Consider the following 16870-nt stretch of genomic DNA (forward strand, 5'->3'; position numbering starts at 1 on the left):
GATGCGCCATCAGCATAGCGCAAAAGCCGGAGACGCCTTGTCCGCCACCGCGTTTGCTTGACGTCATCCGCCTTAGGTGCCAGACTACGAGCCTTTCCAACACGACCCGAGGAGACGCGACATGAACCAGCCTGATACCGCCCTCCGGTCGGCCGCCTGACGCGCACACCCATCACGACGATGGCCTGAGGCGCGCCAGCGCCGACCTTCCATTTCCCGACCTTGCCGCCTCAATGGGCGGCTGTCCGCGCACGCCTGTTGCGCCTATCGAATTGGAAAACACATCGTCATGATCGACATCGATTACCCGACCCTGCAAGGAATCGGCTTTCATCACCACCTGGCCGCGCAACTGGCGCAGGCCGGACCGCAGCACCGCCTTGCCCGCGTCACCTCCGTCCAGCGCGACTGCCTGATGCTGGACGATGGCCGCGAGGCCTTCCTGGCCCGCAGCACGCCGCCTATCGCATCCAGCCCGCCGGTAGTCGGCGACTGGGTACTCGCCGTGCAAGTCATCGGCGACTACTGGATCGACCATGTCCTCGAGCCATCCACCCGCCTGGCGCGGCGCACCGCGGGCGGCCGCCAGGTCCTGGCCGCCAACGTGGACACCGCGCTGCTGCTCATGGGCCTGGACAAGGACTTCAACCCGCGCCGCATGGAACGCTATATCGCCGTGGTGCGCGCCTGCGGCGTGGCGCCGGTGATGGTGCTGACCAAATCCGACATCGGCAGCGATGCCGGCGAAAAGATCGCGCAGCTGCGCCGCCGCATCCCCGAGGATGTGCCGGCGCTGGCCGTGCACCCGGCCGAGCAGAGCGATGCCGGCCTCCTTGCGCCGTGGCTGGGCGCCGGCCAGACCCTGGTGCTGCTGGGCTCCTCGGGCGTGGGCAAGTCGACCTTGACGAACGCGCTCGCCGGCAGCCTGCAGGCGACGGGCGGCACCCGCTACGGCGACGACCGGGGAAGACATACGACCACGGCGCGTTCGCTGCACCGCTGCCCGGGCGGCGCCTGCATCATCGACACGCCGGGACTGCGCGCCTGGCAGCCGGACGCGGATGAAGACGACCTGGAACAGTCCTTCAACGACATCGCCGCGCTCGGGGAGGCTTGCCAGTTCCGCGACTGCCAGCACGAGAGCGAGCCGGGATGCGCGGTGAGGGACGTGGTGGATGCGGACCGGCTGCGGAACTACCGCAAGCTGTTGCGCGAGGTGAGGCGCGCCGAGCAGACGGCGCTGGACCGGATCGCTGAACGGGCGAAGTGGAAGACCCTGATGAAGGGCGCGCGCCTGCGTGGACGCGAGAAGCGGGGAGGCTGAACCAAGGGTGGACGGCAAGGCCGTCCACCCGGCGGTTTATTCCGCCAGCTGCTTGCGCACGCGCGCGATCGCCGCGCGCACCTGGTTCGGCGCGGTGCCGCCGACGTGGTCGCGCGCCGCCACCGAGCCTTCCAGGGTCAGCACGGCGAACACGTCCTGCTCGATCAGCGGCGAAAACTCACGCAGCTTTTCCAGAGGCATGTCGGACAGGTCGCACTTCAGGTCGTCGCAGGCGCGCACCGCGTGGGCCACGGCTTCGTGCGCGTCGCGGAAGGGCAGGCCCTTCTTGACCAGGTAGTCGGCCAGGTCGGTCGCAGTGGCGTAGCCCTGCAGCGCCGCGGCGCGCATGTTGTCCGGCTTGACCGTGATGCCGCCCGCCATGTCGGCGAAGATGCGCAGGGTGTCGGTGACGGTGTCGATGGTGTCGAACAGCGGTTCCTTATCTTCCTGGTTGTCCTTGTTGTAGGCCAGCGGCTGGCCTTTCATCAGGACCAGCAGGCCGTTCAGGTGGCCGTAGACGCGGCCGGTCTTGCCGCGCGCCAGTTCTGGCACGTCAGGGTTCTTTTTCTGCGGCATGATCGACGAGCCGGTGCAGAAGCGGTCGGCGATGTCGATGAAGCCGATGCGCTGGCTCATCCACATAACCAGTTCTTCCGAGAAGCGCGAGACGTGCATCATGATCAGCGAGGCGGCGGCGGTGAACTCGATCGCAAAGTCGCGGTCTGACACGGCGTCGAGCGAGTTATGGCACACGTCCTCGAAGCCGAGGGTCTTGGCCACGCGCAGGCGGTCGATCGGGAAGGTGGTGCCGGCCAGGGCGGCGGCGCCCAGCGGCAGGCGGTTCACGCGGCGGCGTGCGTCCTGCATGCGCTCGGCGTCGCGGCCGAACATTTCCACATAGGCCAGCATGTGGTGGCCGAAGGTGATCGGCTGCGCCACCTGCAGGTGGGTGAAGCCCGGCATGATGGTGTCGGCATGGCGCTCGGCCAGGTCCGTCAGGGCGCCGCGCAGGCTGGCGAGCAGGCCCAGGATGTCGTCGATGGCGGAGCGCACGTACAGGCGGATGTCGGTCGCCACCTGGTCGTTGCGCGAACGGCCGGTGTGCAGGCGCTTGCCGGCGTCGCCCACCAGTTCGGTCAGGCGCTTTTCGATGTTCAGGTGCACGTCTTCCAGGTCCAGCAGCCACTCGAAGCTGCCGGCCTCGATCTCGGAGCGGATCTGGGCCATGCCGCGTTCGATCTCGGCGCGGTCCTGCTCGCTGATGATGCCTTGTGCGGCCAGCATCTCGGCGTGGGCCAGCGAGCCCTGGATGTCGAACGGCGCCAGGCGCTTGTCGAAGAACACCGAGGCGGTGTAGCGTTTGACGAGATCGGAAACCGGTTCGTTGAAACGTGCCGACCAGGCTTCGGCTTTCTTGGAGAGTTGTGCAGTCATGGTGGGATCCGTGTTAGGTATCCAATGATTATAAACCGGCCGGCCCGAAGGCTTCCGGCGGTCCCCCGGACGGTGACAAGCACCCTGAAATGGGTGATGATGACGTAACAAGCTTCATCAAACGACAATAACAGGGGAGACGTATGTATCGAATGCTTCGCACGGGGATGGCAGGCGTACTGGCGGCGGCAGCGCTGGCGCCCGGAATGGGAATGGCGCAATCGGCTCCGGCGGCGCCGGCAGCTCCTGTTGCTCCGGCCGCGCCGGCAACGCCAGGCGCCACGGCCGCACCGGCCATCCCCGCCGCCCGTCCGGCCGATGTCGCCTCGGTCGACGCCATCGTCAAGGCCGTGTACGACGTGATTTCCGGCCCCGCCGGCGCGCCGCGCGACTGGGACCGCATGCGTTCCCTGTTCGCCCCGGAAGGCCGCATGATGGCGGTCGGCCAGCGCCCCGACGGCAGCTACGCGATGCGCCAGATGACGCCGGACGACTACATCGCCCGCAACACCAAGAATTTCGCCACCATGGGCTTCTTCGAGTCCGAACTGGCGCGCACCGTCGAGACCTTCGGCCAGGTCGCCCACGTGTTCAGCACCTACGAAGCGCGCCATGCGCCGTCCGACGCCAAGCCTTTCATGCGTGGAATCAACAGCATCCAGCTGGTGAACGACGGCAAGCGCTGGTATGTCCTGAGCCTGGTCTGGCGTGCCGAAGACCCACAATTGCCCTTGCCTGAACGTTACCTGCAAAGCCGCTGACGGCCACTGAAGAGGCCAGTCTCAATCGGACTTATGCAACTTGCAAACAGCGCTAGAATGACTTTTTTGCCATCGCCATGGGTTCCATGATTACCAACGATTCCAGCTTCCAGGTCAGCACCGACCAGAGCAAGCTCGACATCCCGATGATCTACCGCTTCCTGAGCGAGCAGAGCACCTGGGCGGTCGGGATTTCGCGCCCGGTGGTCGAGCGCTCGATCGAAAACTCGCTGTGCTTCGGCGGCTACCTGGATGGCCGCCAGATCGCATTCGCGCGAGTGATTACCGACTACGCCACGTTCGCCAACCTGGTGGACGTGTTCGTCGTGCCCGAGTACCGCGGGCACGGTTACGGCAAGCAGCTGATCGGGGTGGTGCTGCGCCACCCCAGCCTGCAAAAGCTGCGCCGGTTCATGCTCGCCACGAGCGATGCGCACGGCCTCTACGAACGCTTCGGCTTCACCGCGCCGCAGCAGCCACAGACGCTGATGGAGCGATACTTTCCTAACATCTATTTGTCCTGAGCAGACTCAACACGGCGACAAGCGACTGGAATCAGGCTTACGATGGTGGTAACCAGAGGAAAGCCGAATGGTCCAGTTCCTTGTCCGTGGCTTGCTCGCCTTGGCATTGCTGGCGAGTAATTACAGCATCGCAGCGGAGCCGCTGCCGAAAGGTTCGCTCGTCATCATCGGCGGCGCCCTGCGCGCCGACAACGCGGCGGTCTGGGAGCGCATCGTCCAGCTGGCGGGCGGCAAGGGCGCGCGCATCGCGGTGTTCGCCTCGGCCTCGGCCAATCCCGAGCGGGCCGGCAAGTTCCTGGTCGACCGCTTCAACCACTACGGCGCCAAGGCTTTCTTCGTTCCGGTCGCGGTGCGCCTGAGCGGCACCGACTACACTGTCGCCGCCGAAGACCCGGTGCTGGCCGCCGCCGTGCGCGCCGCCGGCGGCGCCTACTTCGCGGGCGGCGACCAGGGCCGCATCACACGCGCGCTGCGCCGTCCCGACGGCAGCAACACCCGCATCCTCGACGCCCTGTGGGACATGTACCGGCGCGGCGGCGTGATCGCCGGCTCCAGCGCCGGCGCGGCCATCATGAGCAGCACCATGTTCGGCTATCCCAAGCCGGTCCTGACCACCCTCAAGCTCGGCCTCGACGACGAACACGAGATCGCGCCCGGCCTCGGCTTCATCGGCGACGACGTCTTCATCGACCAGCACCTGCTGGTGCGCGGACGCTTCGCGCGCATGCTGCCGGCCATGCTCAAGAAGGGCTACAAGACCGGGCTGGGCATCGACGAAAACACCGCCATGGTGGTCGGCCCCTCGCGCGAGGTGGAAGTGGTGGGCTACCGCGGGGCGCTGCTGGTCGATCTGAGCGAGGCGAAGTTCAAGGACGGGCTGTTCAACGTCAGCAACGCGCGCCTGAGCTACCTGGACAACGGCGACCGCTTCAACCTCGTCACCCGCACCTTCACGCCGGCCACGGACAAGGCCGACGGCCGGATCGATCCCGGCAAGCCCTACTACCGCGAGCCGCTGTTCTCGGCCGACATCCTCGGCAACAGCACGGTGGTGGACCTGATGGCGCGGCTGATCGACAGCGACCAGCCGGAAGCCATCGGGCTGTCGCTCGACAGCCCCCATGGCGTGCAGCCCGACCTCGGCTTCGAGTTCAAGCTGTCGCGCACCATCGAGAGCGTGGGCTATATGTCTCCGCTCAGCGAAGCCTATTCCGTCTACAACGTGCGACTCGATATCCGGCCGATCGTGGTCCAGCGCCCGCTGTACCAATACAAGTAATCAGCTGCACTTGGAGCGCACGCGCTCGTCCAGCACGCGCTTCTGCGCCTCGATCAGCGGCCCGTTCGGGTCGTGGCCGGCGCGCGGCACTTCGATATAGGCCTTGTCCGGGGCCGAGATGGCCTCGTAGTAAGGGCGCGTGACCTTCGCTTCGGTCAGCAGGTCTTCCGTTCCCTGGACGATGTAGACGGGCAGCGCGAAGCGCGTACCCAGCTTGTACATATCCACCTTGGACAGCATGCCGTCGCCCTTCCAGCCGACGAAGTTGATGAAGGAGTAATCCTCGCCCGCATCGTAGTCGGCCTTGGCCTGCGGCGTGGCGTAGGCGGGCAGCACCTTCCACCAGGAGGCCACAGTCGGCTCGGTCACCTGCAGCTCGTACTTGCGGATGGCGCGGCGCAGGATGCCGAAGTTGCGCGGGTTGGTCCAGGGCGGCGGGCCGAGCGCTTCCAGCTGCGCGACCGTGGCCTTGTCGTCGGCGGCGCGGGCGCGTTCCAGCACCGTGTTCCAGTTGCCCCTGTTCTGGCGCCCGCCCACCACCTGCGCCACGCCGACCCAGGCGCAGAACTGTTCGGGATCCTTCCTGACCATGTTGGCGCCGACGATCGAGCCCCAGGAGCTGCCCATCAGGATCAGCTTGCGCTTGTTGAAACGCTGCCGGATGTGGCGCGCCAGTTCGAGGCCGTCGTCGCGGATCTGCTCCACCGTCAGCGGCTCGTCCTCGGCAGGGCGGTTGCGTCCATAGGTCATGCCGCCGCCGCGCTGGTCCCAGTGCACCACCGTGTAGTCCTTGCGCCAGGCGGCGTAGGGACCGCCGCCGAAGGGCGTGTAGGGATTGGCCGGACCGCCATGCGCGACCAGCAGCACCGGGTTGGCGCAGTTGTCGCCCTGGATGGTCACCCATTGCTCGATGCCGCCGATGTTCAGGAAACCGCTTTCGTCGATCGCCTGGCCGGGCTGGCAGGCCGGGGCGGCGAGGGCGAAGGAAGGCAGCAGGGACAGTAGGGTCAGGCACGGTCTCAGGCGGGGCACGGGAACTCCTCTGCGAAATGGCGATCCGCCGATTCTGGTGTTGAAACCGGCAGGCGTCAATCGATTATGCATTCCGGTTAAGCTGATCAATGCGTGTTCCAGTTGCCGCTTCCGGTATCGGTTAGGTAGGGCACGGAGCGTGCGGGGCGGGGCCGTTATGGTGAAGCCATGACGAAGGGTTTTTCACCGAGGAAGCTGTATGCCATGCAGCGCATGTCCGTCGCACTCAAGCGGGCTTCGGCCGCCAGGCCGTTCGGGCCGGAGACGGACCGCGCGCTGCGCTGGGCCGCCGCCTGGGGCATGTCCGCCGGTATCCGCACGCCCTACACGCGCATGCGCCTGCGGCGCGATACGCTGATCGGCGTCAGCGCCTAGCCTGCGGCACGCGGGCTCTCCCCTCGCTTTCCAACAGTCGAGTATGGCAAGATGGCAAACTCCGCCATGAGGATTGCCCATGTCCAAACGCGAACTCAAGCTCGAACTGAAGCATCTTTACCGTCCGTCCGCCAAGGAGGTGGCCGAGGTCGAGGTGCCGTCCATGCGCTTCCTGATGATTGACGGCCAGGGCGATCCCAACACCTCGCCACAGTATGCCGCGGCCGTCGAGGCGCTGTTCTCGGTGTCCTATAAAACCAAGTTCATGGTGAAGAAGGGCGAGCAGGGCGTCGACTACGCGGTCATGCCGCTGGAGGGCCTGTGGTGGGCCGACGATTTGTCCGCCTTCGCCGGCAACGACCGCTCGCAGTGGCGGTGGACCATGATGATCATGCAGCCCGAGTTCGCCGGCGAAACGGTGATCCGCGCGGCGATCGCGGAAGTGAAGCGCGCCAAGGGGCTGCCCGCGCTCGACGCACTCAGGCTGGAGCACTTCGCGGAAGGGCGATGCGCGCAGATCCTGCACGTCGGGCCCTTCAGCGAAGAAGGCCCGACGATCCAGCGGGTGCACGATTTCATCGAGACGCGCGCCGCCCTGGCGGGCAAGCACCACGAGATCTACCTGAGCGACATCCGCCGTGGCGAGCCGTCGCGATGGAAGACCATCATTCGCCAGCCCATGCGCTGAGCCTGTCAGGCTTACAATGTCGCGATACCATCACACAGGAATCGCGATGCGCCTTCTTCCTTTGCAGCTGTTCGCCGCCATGCTCATGCTTGGCGCAGCCAACGCCCAGGCCGCCCAGCCGGCCACCATCCGTGTCGACTACACCCACAGCGGCAACGCGCTGTCCGACCAGTACGCGCTCGAACGCGTCGTGGTCGAGCCCCTGCCGTGGCCGGGCAACCTGGCGAAGAACTTCGACAACAGCAACCGCGGCCAGAACCGGGTCGAGGTGGTGGACGCCGAGACCGGCGACCTGCTGTATTCGCGCGATTTCTCCACCGTCTTCGGCGAATGGCGCACGACCGAGGAGGCGGGCAAGATCAGCCGCAGCTTCCAGGAATCGGTGCGCTTTCCCAAGCCGCAGCAACCGGTGCGCGTGCGCATCCTCAAGCGCGACGAACGCAACCAGTTCTCGGTGTCCTGGAGCGTGGAGGTCGACACCGACGCGCAAGATGTGGTCAAGCAGCAGCCTCCGGCACCGGCCAAGCCGATTCCCATCCACGTGAGCGGCCCCTCGCCGGAGAAGGTCGACCTCTTGATCCTGGGCGACGGCTACACCCAGGCGGACATGAAGAAATTCGAAGCGGACGCACGGCGCCTGTCGGCCCACCTGTTCTCGGTCTCGCCCTTCCGCGAGCGGGCCAGGGACTTCAACGTCTGGGCGATGGCGGTGCCGACCGAAAAATCGGGCATCACGCGCCCGTCCACCGGCGTGCACCATCCGTCCGCGCTGGGCACGCGCTACGACATCTTCGGCAGCGAGCGCTATGTGCTCACGCTCGACAACCGCGCGTTGCGCGAGATCGCCCAGCACGCGTCCTACGAGTTCATCGAGATCCTGGTGAACAACGAGACCTACGGCGGCGGCGGCATCTTCGGCCAGTTCAGCACCGCGGCGGCCAGCAACGAGTGGGCCAACTATCTGTTCGTGCACGAATTCGGCCACCACTTCGCGGGCCTGGCGGACGAGTACTACACCTCGCCGGTGGCTTACCAGAGCGCCAGCGGCCGTCCGGAACCCTGGGAGCCGAACGTGACCGCGCTGCGCGATCCGGCGCAGCTGAAATGGAAGCGCCATGTGAAGGCCGGCACGCCGCTGCCGACGCCCTGGCCGAAGGCCGAGTACGAGGAAGCCTCGCGCGCCTACCAGAAGAAGCGCGCGGCTCTGCGCGCGGCCAACCGGCCTGAGTCGGAGATGAATGCGCTGTTCCGCGAAGACCTGGCGCGCTCCAGGGCCTTGTTCGACAAGCAGCCGCACCGCCATTCCATCGGTGCATTCGAGGGCGCGAACTACGAGGCCAGCGGCTACTACCGCCCGGCGATGCAGTGCCTGATGTTCGACCGCAGCGAGACCTTCTGCCCGGTGTGCCAGGACGGGATCAGCGAGATCATCGACCTGTACGCTGGGGCTGCATCCCGGTAATTTTTGCTTACAACTTGGCTCAGCCTAAGTTGCTTGCTTAACAGACCGGGGCGAGGGGAGTGCCTATTCTGGAGGTGTTGTCTAACAAAAATTATTTCGCAAATGAATATATTTGCGGGACCCACCGGAAAGGAAACATCATGAACAAACTGATCGCTACCCTCGTTGCAGGCCTGTTCGCTACCGGCGCTTATGCCCAGACCACCGTCAACGCCACTGCCAGCGCGGAAGTCGTGAAGGCGGAAGCCAAGGCCGAGGAGGATGTTGCCAAGGCGGAGGCCAAGGAAGTCAAGAAGGCTGCCAAGGCTGACGAGAAGGTGAACAAGGCGGTGGCCGACGCGACCGAGAAGAAGGCCAAGGCGCATTCGAAGCTGGTCGAGCAGCACGCCGATGCAGCTGAAAAAGTGGCCAAGGCCGATCCGGAAGACCGCGCCAAGGCGATGGCCAAGGCGGAAGAGAAGGTGGCGGATGCCAACCTGAAGGCCGAGAAGAAGATGATCAAGGCTGATGAGAAGCTGCTCAAGGTCCAGGTCGATGCGGCGGCGGACAAGGCGCAGGCTGCGGCCAAGACGGAGCAGGTGCGTGCCGAGGCGACTGCGGATGTGCATAAGGCTGCGGCGAAGCACTAAGCCTTTCGCTGTAACGGAAAACGCCGGCTTGTTGCCGGCGTTTTTTTTATTGTGGGGCTGTTCTGCGAAACGCGGGTTCCGGCCTCCGCCGGAACGACGTGCTGGCAGTACCGACTGCGGTTGATCCGTCGTCCCGGCGAAGGCCGGGACCCAAGTTTGCCAGTACACCGATAGCGCGAAAAAAAACGCCGGCGCGAAGCCGGCGTTCCCATCAAGCAGCAGCCTTACTTGCCTCGGTCTCCCGCATCCCCAGGTCCAGCGCCTTGAGACGCGCCGACAGCGGCTTGCCCTTGCGCGCCCGCTTGCCGAAGTGCGGCTCCAGGCCCGACGCGAACAGTTCCACGACACGCTCCTTCGAGCCCGCCCAGGTCCCCATCACATTCAGGCCCTTCTGGCTGATCGGCTGCGCCGCCAGCAGCGTTTCTTTCGGCTCCAGCTCCATCAGGATGACGCCGCGGCCGCCGTTGGTCAGCACCTTCATCTCGTCAATGCCGAACACCAGCACGCGGCCCTTCTCCGACAGGCAGGCGATCGCGCCCGCGGTATCGGTCACCACGCGCGGCGGCAGCGGTACGGCGCCGTCGTCCAGGGTGATGAAGGACTTGCCGCCCTTAAGACGGCTGACCATGTCGCCCGCCTTGGCGATGAAGCCGAAGCCGTTCGAGGTCGCCAGCAGCAGGCGCGTGTCCGGATTGCCGGCGAAGTAGTGCAGGAGGCGTACGGCCCGTCCTGGGACACCGCCCGACAGGTCGACCAGGGTCGTGATCGGCACGCCGTCGCCGCGCGCGCCCGGCAGGGCCGCCACCGGCACGGAATACAGCTTGCCGTTGTCGCCGATGCCCAGCAGGTGGTCGACGGTGCGGCATTCGAAGGCCTTGTACAGCGAGTCGCCCGCCTTGAAGGTGAACTGCGCCGGATCGTGGCCGATGCCGGTGCGCGCGCGTACCCAGCCCTTTTCCGAAACGATCACGGTGACCGGCTCGTCGATGACCTTCTGCTCGGCCACGGCTTTCTGCGCTTCCTCGATCAGGGTGCGGCGGTCGTCGCCGAACTGCTTGGCGTCCTGCTCGATCTCCTTGATGATCACGCGCTTCATGGTGGACGGGTTGTCCAGGATGTCCTGCAGCTTTTCCTTTTCCGAGCGCAGGTCCGCCAGCTCCTGCTGGATCTTGATCGCTTCCAGGCGCGCCAGCTGGCGCAGGCGGATCTCGAGGATATCCTCGGCCTGGCGGTCGCTCAGGCGGAACTCCTCGATCAGCGCGGCCTTCGGCTCGTCCGAATTACGGATGATGGCGATCACCTTGTCGATGTTCAGCAGGACGATCTCGCGGCCTTCCAGGATGTGGATGCGGTCATTGACCTTGCCCAGCCTGAATTCGGTCCGGCGGCGCACGGTCACGAAGCGGTAGTCGATCCATTCCTGCAGGATGGCGCTCAGGCCCTTCTGGCGCGGACGGCCGTCGCCGCCGATCATCACCAGGTTGATCGGGCTGGAGCTCTCGAGCGAGGTGTGCGCGAGCAGCATCAGCATGAATTCGGTCTGGTCCTGGTTCTTCGACTTCGGCTCGAACACCAGGCGCACCGGCGCATCGCGGCCCGATTCGTCGCGCACGGTGTCGAGCGCGCCGAGGATGGTTTGCTTGAGCGCCAGCTGCTCCGGCAGCAGGGCCTTCTTGCCCAGCTTGATCTTCGGGTTGGTCAGTTCTTCGATTTCTTCCAGCACGCGCTGGCTGGACGCGCCCGGCGGGAGTTCGTAGACCACGGCTTGCCACTGGCCGCGCGCCAGTTCTTCGATCTTCCAGCGGGCGCGCACCTTCATCGAGCCGCGGCCGGCGGAGTACATGTCGGCGACCTGCGAGGCCGGGGTGATGATCTGGCCGCCGCCCGGGAAGTCCGGACCCGGGATCAGGGTCATCAGCTCGGCGTGGGTGATCTTGGGATTGCGGATCATCGCCACGGCCGCCTGCGCCACTTCGCGCAGGTTGTGCGAAGGGATCTCGGTGGCCAGGCCGACCGCGATGCCCGAGGCACCGTTGAGCAGCACCATCGGCAGGCGCGCCGGCAGGGTGCGCGGTTCGTCGGTCGAGCCGTCGTAGTTGGGCTGGTAGTCGACCGTGCCCATGTCGATCTCGTCGAGCAGCAGGCGCGAGATCGGGGTCAGGCGGGCTTCGGTATAACGCATCGCCGCGGCGCCGTCGCCGTCGCGCGAGCCGAAGTTGCCCTGGCCGTCGATCAGCGGATAGCGCAGCGAGAAGTCCTGGGCCATGCGCACCAGCGCGTCGTAGACCGACTGGTCGCCATGCGGGTGCAGCTTACCGAGCACGTCGCCGACCACGGCAGCCGACTTGCGCGGCTTGGCGGTCGGGCCCAGGCCCAGTTCATTCATCGCGTACAGGATGCGGCGCTGCACCGGCTTCTGGCCGTCGGACACGTCCGGCAGCGCGCGGCCCTTCACGACCGAGACCGCGTAGTCCAGGTAGGCGCGCTCGGCGAAAGTGGAAAGGGTGAGCGTTTCCTGGTCGGAGGGCTCGTGTTGTTGTTCGAAGAGGCTTGCTTGTGACATGTTTGTTTGTTCGTTTCTGGCGGAGTTTGTGGCTGCGGTGCGTGAACTTGGGTCCCGCGCAGGCGGGGACCCAAGTTCGCTTAAACGACCACTACCTGATTAGATATCCGCCTCAGTCTCGTTCCCGTGTTCCTCAATCCACGCCCGTCGCGCGGCCGCTTCACCCTTACCCATCAGCATATTGAAACGCGATGCCGATTCGGCCAGGTTGTACTCGCCGAAGGACACTGGCAGCAGGCGGCGGGTATCCGGATTCATCGTGGTTTCCCACAGCTGCTCGGCGTTCATCTCGCCCAGGCCCTTGAAGCGGGAGATGCTCCATGTACCCTCGCGCAAGCCTTCCTTCTTGAGCTTGTCCTCGATCGCCAGCAGTTCGCCGTCGTCCAGCGCATACAGCTTCTGGATCGGCTTCTTGCCGCGCGCCGGTACGTCCACGCGGTACAGCGGCGGACGCGCGATGCAGATGTTCCCGTTCCTGAACAGGGCAGGGAAGTGCTTGAAGAACAGGGTCAGCAGCAGGACCTGGATGTGCGAGCCGTCGACGTCCGCATCGGACAGGATGCAGATCTTCCCGTAGCGCAGGCCGCTCAGGTCCGGATTGTCGTCCGGGCCGTGCGGGTCGACGCCCATCGCCACCGCGATGTCGTGGATCTCGTTGTTCGCGAACAGGCGGTCGCGGTCGGTTTCCCAGGAGTTCAGCACCTTGCCGCGCAGCGGCAGGATGGCCTGGAATTCCTTGTCGCGGCCCATCTTGGCCGAACCGCCCGCCGAGTCGCCCTCGACCAGGAACAGTTCGTTGCGCGTGATGTCGCTCGATTCGCAATCGGTCAGCTTACCCGGCAGGACAGCCACGCCGGACGACTTCTTCTTCTCGACCTTCTGCAGCGAACGCAGGCGCGACTGGGCCTGCTTGATTACCAGCTCGGCCAGCTTCTTGCCGTATTCGACGTGCTGGTTCAGCCACAGCTCGAGCGGCGGACGGGTGAAGGTCGACACCAGCTTGACCGCGTCGCGCGAGTTCAGGCGTTCCTTGGTCTGGCCCTGGAACTGCGGGTCCAGCACCTTGGCCGACAGCACGAAGGAAACGCGTGCGAACACGTCTTCCGGCAGCAGCTTGACGCCCTTTGGCAGCAGCGAGTGCAGCTCGACGAAGCTCTTCACGGCGCCGAACAGGCCGTCGCGCAGGCCGGATTCGTGGGTGCCGCCGCTCGGGGTCGGAATCAGGTTGACGTAGGACTCGCGCACCACGCCGCCTTCCTCGGTCCAGGCCACCACCCAGGCCGCGCCTTCGCCTTCGGCGAAACCTTCGTCGCCGGCGGCGGCGAACTGCGCGCCTTCGAACAGCGGGATCAGGGTCTGGCCGCTGGAGCTCTGGTTCAGCGCCTCGGTCAGGTAGCCGCGCAGGCCTTCGTCATAGCGCCAGGTCTGGACGTCGCCGGTCTTTTCGATCGTCAGGGTGACGGTCACGCCCGGCAGCAGCACCGCTTTCGAACGCAGCAGGCGCTGCAGCTCGGACATCGGGATGTTGGGGGAATCGAAGTATTTGCCGTCCGGCCAGGCGGTGACGCGGGTGCCGTTCTTCTTGCCGCCGCGCTCAGCCGGGCTGGAAGTCAGCGGCTCGACCACGTCGCCGGCCTCGAAGGCCAGCTGGTGCACGCCGTTGCCCTGGTCGTCCTTGCGCCAGACGGTGATCTCGAGGCGCTTGGACAGCGCATTGGTCACCGACACGCCGACGCCGTGCAGGCCGCCCGAGAAGGCGTAGGCGCCGCCCGAGCCCTTGTCGAACTTGCCGCCGGCGTGCAGGCGCGTAAACACGATCTCGACCGTGGACACGCCTTCTTCCGGATGCAGGCCCACGGGAATGCCGCGGCCGTCGTCCTCGACCGTGATCGAGCCGTCGGTGTTGAGCGTCACCCCGATGTTCTTGCAGTGACCGCCAAGCGCCTCGTCCGAGGCGTTGTCGATCACTTCCTGGATGATGTGGAGCGGATTTTCGGTCCGGGTATACATGCCCGGACGCTGTTTCACAGGTTCGAGTCCCTTGAGGACGCGGATGGATGATTCGCTGTAATCGGATGCGGGTTTCTTAGAGGCCATGCTGATGTTCATTTATCGAATGCTTGCGCATTCTATCTTGTCGAGCAGAAAAAAATTCGAACTTTTCATTCCGCGCGGATTCGTGCTTGCTACTTTGCACGCTTATGCTAGATTAAAAAGAATTGGCAGTTGCAAAAGGAAGGGCGTTTCCGATGCACGTGTCCAGGTATCCATTTACAGTCCGCCTGATAGGGTTCTCGCCGGCCGAAAGCACGCAGCTGGAGACTTTGCTCGCGCAAGCTCCGGAGCTGGGGCCGTCGTATTTTTGCCTGCACGACGACAGTTTGCAAGAACCCGACCTGTATATCGCCGACGGCGGCAACCCCGCCGCCTTGGCGCGCCTGTGCTGCCTTCCTCCCTGCGCCCTCCAGCCCATCCTCCTGATCGGCGGCGACGGCGCCAGCAGCCGGCGCACCCTGCCGCGCCCCGTCGACCCGGCGCGCCTGTGCGAAACCCTGGCCGAACTGCTCGACACAAGGGTGCAGGCGCTGGCCGAACTGACCGCGCGCGGCGAATGCAGCCAGCCCGAACGCCGCCGAAGGCCCAGGCTGGAGCCGGACACCGAGGCGCCGGAGTTCTACCAGCGCATGCGCCAGGGACCGCCCGACGGCGCCGTGCTCATCATCGACAAGGGCGGCGCCTTCCGCGACCATGTGGCCTATGTGGTCGGCACCAAGCTTGGCGGTGCGCCACCAGGCCAACACGGCAGCGGCCCGCCTGGCTGTGGCCGATCCGGCGGCGGCCGACCGGTCGAGTGGACCGACAGCAGCCGCGCCGCCGTGCGCCTGTGCGACGAAACCCCGGTCTCCCTGGTCATGATCAACACCTGCGCACCCGGCATCGAACCCTACAGCCTGAGCAGCGCCATCAAGTCCCAGCAAGGGGCCGGACGTACCGCCGTACTCTTCCTGGTCAGTCAATCGTTCAAGTACGACAGCCTGCGCGCCCGCGATGCGGGGGTACGCGGCCTGCTCGACAAACCCGTGGCGGACCGCCATCTCGTGGCGACTTTCCAGAAATTGCTGGCATTGCCGACATCAAAACCACTGTAATTGCATACAGTATTATCCGAAATTGGAAATTCCGCAAGCTGCGTTTTGGCCGCGTGGTATGGCGGGAACGATGGGATTTTTGCAACATTAAATCGTGCGCGGCCATCGCGACGTTATATTGATGGCTATGGCGGAACACATGCACAAGCAGGACGACGAAGAACCTGGTCCTCCGATCCCGAAGGATCCGGACACGCCCGTGCGCATCCCCGACCGGCGCGCCACCGAAGGTCCGGGGCGGGGCGGACGCGCCCGCTACCAGCGCGACGGCGACACCCCGCTGGCGCTCGCCGGCCGAGTGCTGACTTCGCGCTTCCGCGCCTTGCGCGAACGCTTCAACCGCGACTTCATGCAGCGCACGCTGCACATCGGCGTCTCGGCCCGTATCTTCCATCCGGAACCGGGCGCACGCGGCCTGCTCAGCAAGAACCTGCAATACCTCGAAGAATCGATCGCCCAATGGGTCATGTCGCGTGACGTGCTGGTGTTCATGATCCCGACCGTCAATACCAGCGGCCTTCTGCACCCGAGCAACATTACGCTGCGCCACTATGCGCGCCACCTGGACGGGCTGGTGCTGCAGGGCGGGGCGGACGTGGCGCCGCAAACCTATTCCGAAACCCCGACCCGGCCCGAATGGGCGGGCGACCGCGCGCGCGACGTCTACGAGCTGGAGCTGCTGCACGAGTTCGTCGACGCTGGCAAACCGGTGCTGGGCGTGTGCCGCGGTTGCCAGCTGATCAATGTCGCCTTCGGCGGCACCCTGTACCAGGACGTGGCCACCAATGTGCCGGAGGCACTGGCTCACGTGCACGACCTGTACGACGCGCACCGCCACGACATCGTCTTCCCCCAGGGTTCGTCGCTGAGCCGCATGTTCCCGGATGTGAAGAAGGCAGTGGTCAACTCGATCCACCACCAGGCGGTGAAGGAGCTGGGGCGCGACATCGTGGTCGAGGCCTATTCCGAACCGGACGGCATCGTCGAAGCCATCCGCTACCGCCGCGCCGATTTCGTCATGGGGCTGCAATGGCATCCCGAGTTCCACCGCGCCGGCGGCGTCGACCTGCTGGACTGCACGCCCGTGCTCGACGAATTCCTGCGCGCGGCCCGCGAAACCCGGCTGTAATCCCCATCGCCTTGTCGAAAACGCTTGCTTTCGCTTCATAATTGAATGAGAATCATTCTCATCAAATGAGTCGGCAACGTTTTCCAGAGAGGCTTGCATGAATTCTTTCTTTGCAGACGAACTACCAGCGGCACCGGCCGGGCGCAGCCAGGACGCACTGCTGGTCGCATCTTTGTTGCACCTGATGTCGCATTACACGGCGCGGGAAGAGGGGGAAGCGCCTTGCGTCAAGCTGGCTTCGGTGATCGAGCGCCACCTGTGTGCGCTGGCGCGCTTGCCGGATGTCGATCCGGTGCTGCGCGCGACGTGCGAGCAGTTGACGGAGAAGTGGGCTGCGCTCGTTGACGCCAAGCTGCCGGCGCCAAGCAAGACGCCGCTGCTGGCGCGGTTCATGAAGGGCGCGTGGCCGGGAAAGGCTGCTGCGGTCGCAGGCTAGCTGACCTATTTTTGTCCATTAGCAGTAAGACCGTGGGGGCCGCGGGGGGGGGGGGGGGGGGGGGGGGGGGGTTTTTTTTTTTTTT

At 65.4% G+C, this 16870-nt stretch carries 15 protein-coding genes; 11 read left to right on the plus strand and 4 right to left on the minus strand.

Annotated features, from left to right (window positions below):
• Positions 1 to 289 precede the first annotated feature (289 nt).
• On the plus strand, positions 290 to 1324 hold the full coding sequence (rsgA, locus tag KBW95_RS19795; RefSeq protein WP_211524104.1) for a ribosome small subunit-dependent GTPase A: 1035 nt from the start codon (positions 290 to 292) through the stop codon (positions 1322 to 1324).
• Between the two features lie 36 nt (positions 1325 to 1360).
• On the opposite strand, the gene argH is transcribed toward rsgA, so the two are convergent.
• A complete protein-coding gene (gene argH, locus KBW95_RS19800) occupies positions 1361 to 2758 on the minus strand; it encodes an argininosuccinate lyase (protein WP_211524105.1) in 1398 nt (465 codons plus the stop codon).
• A 143-nt stretch (positions 2759 to 2901) separates the two neighbouring features.
• Here argH and KBW95_RS19805 point away from each other — a divergent pair, with 143 nt between their 5' ends.
• The 3 genes from KBW95_RS19805 to KBW95_RS19815 all read left to right on the plus strand — a co-directional run bounded on the left by KBW95_RS19805 (position 2902) and on the right by KBW95_RS19815 (position 5322).
• Positions 2902 to 3519 carry a hypothetical protein gene (locus KBW95_RS19805; RefSeq protein ID WP_229429894.1) on the plus strand — a complete coding sequence of 206 codons (618 nt, stop codon included), beginning with the start codon at positions 2902 to 2904 and terminating at the stop codon, positions 3517 to 3519.
• 86 nt (positions 3520 to 3605) lie between these two features.
• Positions 3606 to 4043 carry a GNAT family N-acetyltransferase gene (locus KBW95_RS19810; RefSeq protein ID WP_211524175.1) on the plus strand — a complete coding sequence of 146 codons (438 nt, stop codon included), beginning with the start codon at positions 3606 to 3608 and terminating at the stop codon, positions 4041 to 4043.
• A gap of 67 nt (positions 4044 to 4110) precedes the next feature.
• Positions 4111 to 5322, plus strand: a complete 1212-nt coding sequence (locus tag KBW95_RS19815; protein ID WP_211524106.1) for a cyanophycinase — start codon at positions 4111 to 4113, stop codon at positions 5320 to 5322.
• Here KBW95_RS19815 and KBW95_RS19820 read toward each other — a convergent pair whose 3' ends face one another.
• Positions 5323 to 6354, minus strand: coding sequence for an alpha/beta fold hydrolase (locus KBW95_RS19820; protein ID WP_211529147.1), 1032 nt, complete (start codon positions 6352 to 6354; stop codon positions 5323 to 5325).
• 204 nt (positions 6355 to 6558) lie between these two features.
• On the opposite strand from KBW95_RS19820, the gene KBW95_RS19825 reads away from it, so the two are divergent.
• The 4 genes from KBW95_RS19825 to KBW95_RS19840 all read left to right on the plus strand — a co-directional run bounded on the left by KBW95_RS19825 (position 6559) and on the right by KBW95_RS19840 (position 9508).
• Complete coding sequence (locus KBW95_RS19825; protein WP_211524108.1) at positions 6559 to 6729, plus strand: hypothetical protein; 171 nt, start codon at positions 6559 to 6561, stop codon at positions 6727 to 6729.
• Between the two features lie 79 nt (positions 6730 to 6808).
• On the plus strand, positions 6809 to 7417 hold the full coding sequence (locus tag KBW95_RS19830; protein ID WP_211524109.1) for a GyrI-like domain-containing protein: 609 nt from the start codon (positions 6809 to 6811) through the stop codon (positions 7415 to 7417).
• Between the two features lie 46 nt (positions 7418 to 7463).
• Positions 7464 to 8879: an IgA Peptidase M64 gene (locus KBW95_RS19835; protein ID WP_211529148.1), complete on the plus strand. Its 1416-nt coding sequence runs from the start codon at positions 7464 to 7466 to the stop codon at positions 8877 to 8879.
• 140 nt (positions 8880 to 9019) lie between these two features.
• On the plus strand, positions 9020 to 9508 hold the full coding sequence (locus KBW95_RS19840; RefSeq protein ID WP_211529149.1) for a hypothetical protein: 489 nt from the start codon (positions 9020 to 9022) through the stop codon (positions 9506 to 9508).
• A gap of 211 nt (positions 9509 to 9719) precedes the next feature.
• Here KBW95_RS19840 and parC read toward each other — a convergent pair whose 3' ends face one another.
• Positions 9720 to 12071, minus strand: a complete 2352-nt coding sequence (gene parC / locus KBW95_RS19845) for a DNA topoisomerase IV subunit A (protein ID WP_211529150.1) — start codon at positions 12069 to 12071, stop codon at positions 9720 to 9722.
• 99 nt (positions 12072 to 12170) lie between these two features.
• A complete protein-coding gene (locus KBW95_RS19850; protein WP_211524113.1) occupies positions 12171 to 14168 on the minus strand; it encodes a DNA topoisomerase IV subunit B in 1998 nt (665 codons plus the stop codon).
• A 227-nt stretch (positions 14169 to 14395) separates the two neighbouring features.
• Between KBW95_RS19850 and KBW95_RS19855 the strand changes: the two genes are divergently transcribed.
• The 3 genes from KBW95_RS19855 (at position 14396) to KBW95_RS19865 (ending at position 16785) form a co-directional block, all read left to right on the plus strand.
• The gene (locus tag KBW95_RS19855; RefSeq protein ID WP_229429895.1) at positions 14396 to 15220 is read left to right on the plus strand and encodes a two-component system response regulator; all 825 of its coding nucleotides are present in this window, start codon (positions 14396 to 14398) and stop codon (positions 15218 to 15220) included.
• Positions 15221 to 15359: 139 nt separating this feature from the next.
• Complete coding sequence (locus KBW95_RS19860) at positions 15360 to 16349, plus strand: gamma-glutamyl-gamma-aminobutyrate hydrolase family protein (protein ID WP_373888833.1); 990 nt, start codon at positions 15360 to 15362, stop codon at positions 16347 to 16349.
• A gap of 97 nt (positions 16350 to 16446) precedes the next feature.
• Positions 16447 to 16785, plus strand: coding sequence for a hypothetical protein (locus KBW95_RS19865; RefSeq protein WP_211524115.1), 339 nt, complete (start codon positions 16447 to 16449; stop codon positions 16783 to 16785).
• Positions 16786 to 16870: the final 85 nt, after the last annotated feature.

Source organism: Massilia sp. ZL223, assembly GCF_018119395.1.
GTDB lineage: Bacteria > Pseudomonadota > Gammaproteobacteria > Burkholderiales > Burkholderiaceae_D > Telluria.

Coding starts and splice junctions, on each gene's coding strand:
- rsgA (WP_211524104.1), top strand. CDS start 290: ATGATCGACATCGATTACCCGACCCTGCAAGGAATCGGCTTTCATCAC.
- argH (WP_211524105.1), bottom strand. CDS start 2,758: ATGACTGCACAACTCTCCAAGAAAGCCGAAGCCTGGTCGGCACGTTTC.
- KBW95_RS19805 (WP_229429894.1), top strand. CDS start 2,902: ATGTATCGAATGCTTCGCACGGGGATGGCAGGCGTACTGGCGGCGGCA.
- KBW95_RS19810 (WP_211524175.1), top strand. CDS start 3,606: ATGATTACCAACGATTCCAGCTTCCAGGTCAGCACCGACCAGAGCAAG.
- KBW95_RS19815 (WP_211524106.1), top strand. CDS start 4,111: ATGGTCCAGTTCCTTGTCCGTGGCTTGCTCGCCTTGGCATTGCTGGCG.
- KBW95_RS19825 (WP_211524108.1), top strand. CDS start 6,559: ATGCAGCGCATGTCCGTCGCACTCAAGCGGGCTTCGGCCGCCAGGCCG.
- KBW95_RS19830 (WP_211524109.1), top strand. CDS start 6,809: ATGTCCAAACGCGAACTCAAGCTCGAACTGAAGCATCTTTACCGTCCG.
- KBW95_RS19835 (WP_211529148.1), top strand. CDS start 7,464: ATGCGCCTTCTTCCTTTGCAGCTGTTCGCCGCCATGCTCATGCTTGGC.
- KBW95_RS19840 (WP_211529149.1), top strand. CDS start 9,020: ATGAACAAACTGATCGCTACCCTCGTTGCAGGCCTGTTCGCTACCGGC.
- parC (WP_211529150.1), bottom strand. CDS start 12,071: ATGTCACAAGCAAGCCTCTTCGAACAACAACACGAGCCCTCCGACCAG.
- KBW95_RS19850 (WP_211524113.1), bottom strand. CDS start 14,168: ATGGCCTCTAAGAAACCCGCATCCGATTACAGCGAATCATCCATCCGC.
- KBW95_RS19860 (WP_373888833.1), top strand. CDS start 15,360: ATGCACAAGCAGGACGACGAAGAACCTGGTCCTCCGATCCCGAAGGAT.
- KBW95_RS19865 (WP_211524115.1), top strand. CDS start 16,447: ATGAATTCTTTCTTTGCAGACGAACTACCAGCGGCACCGGCCGGGCGC.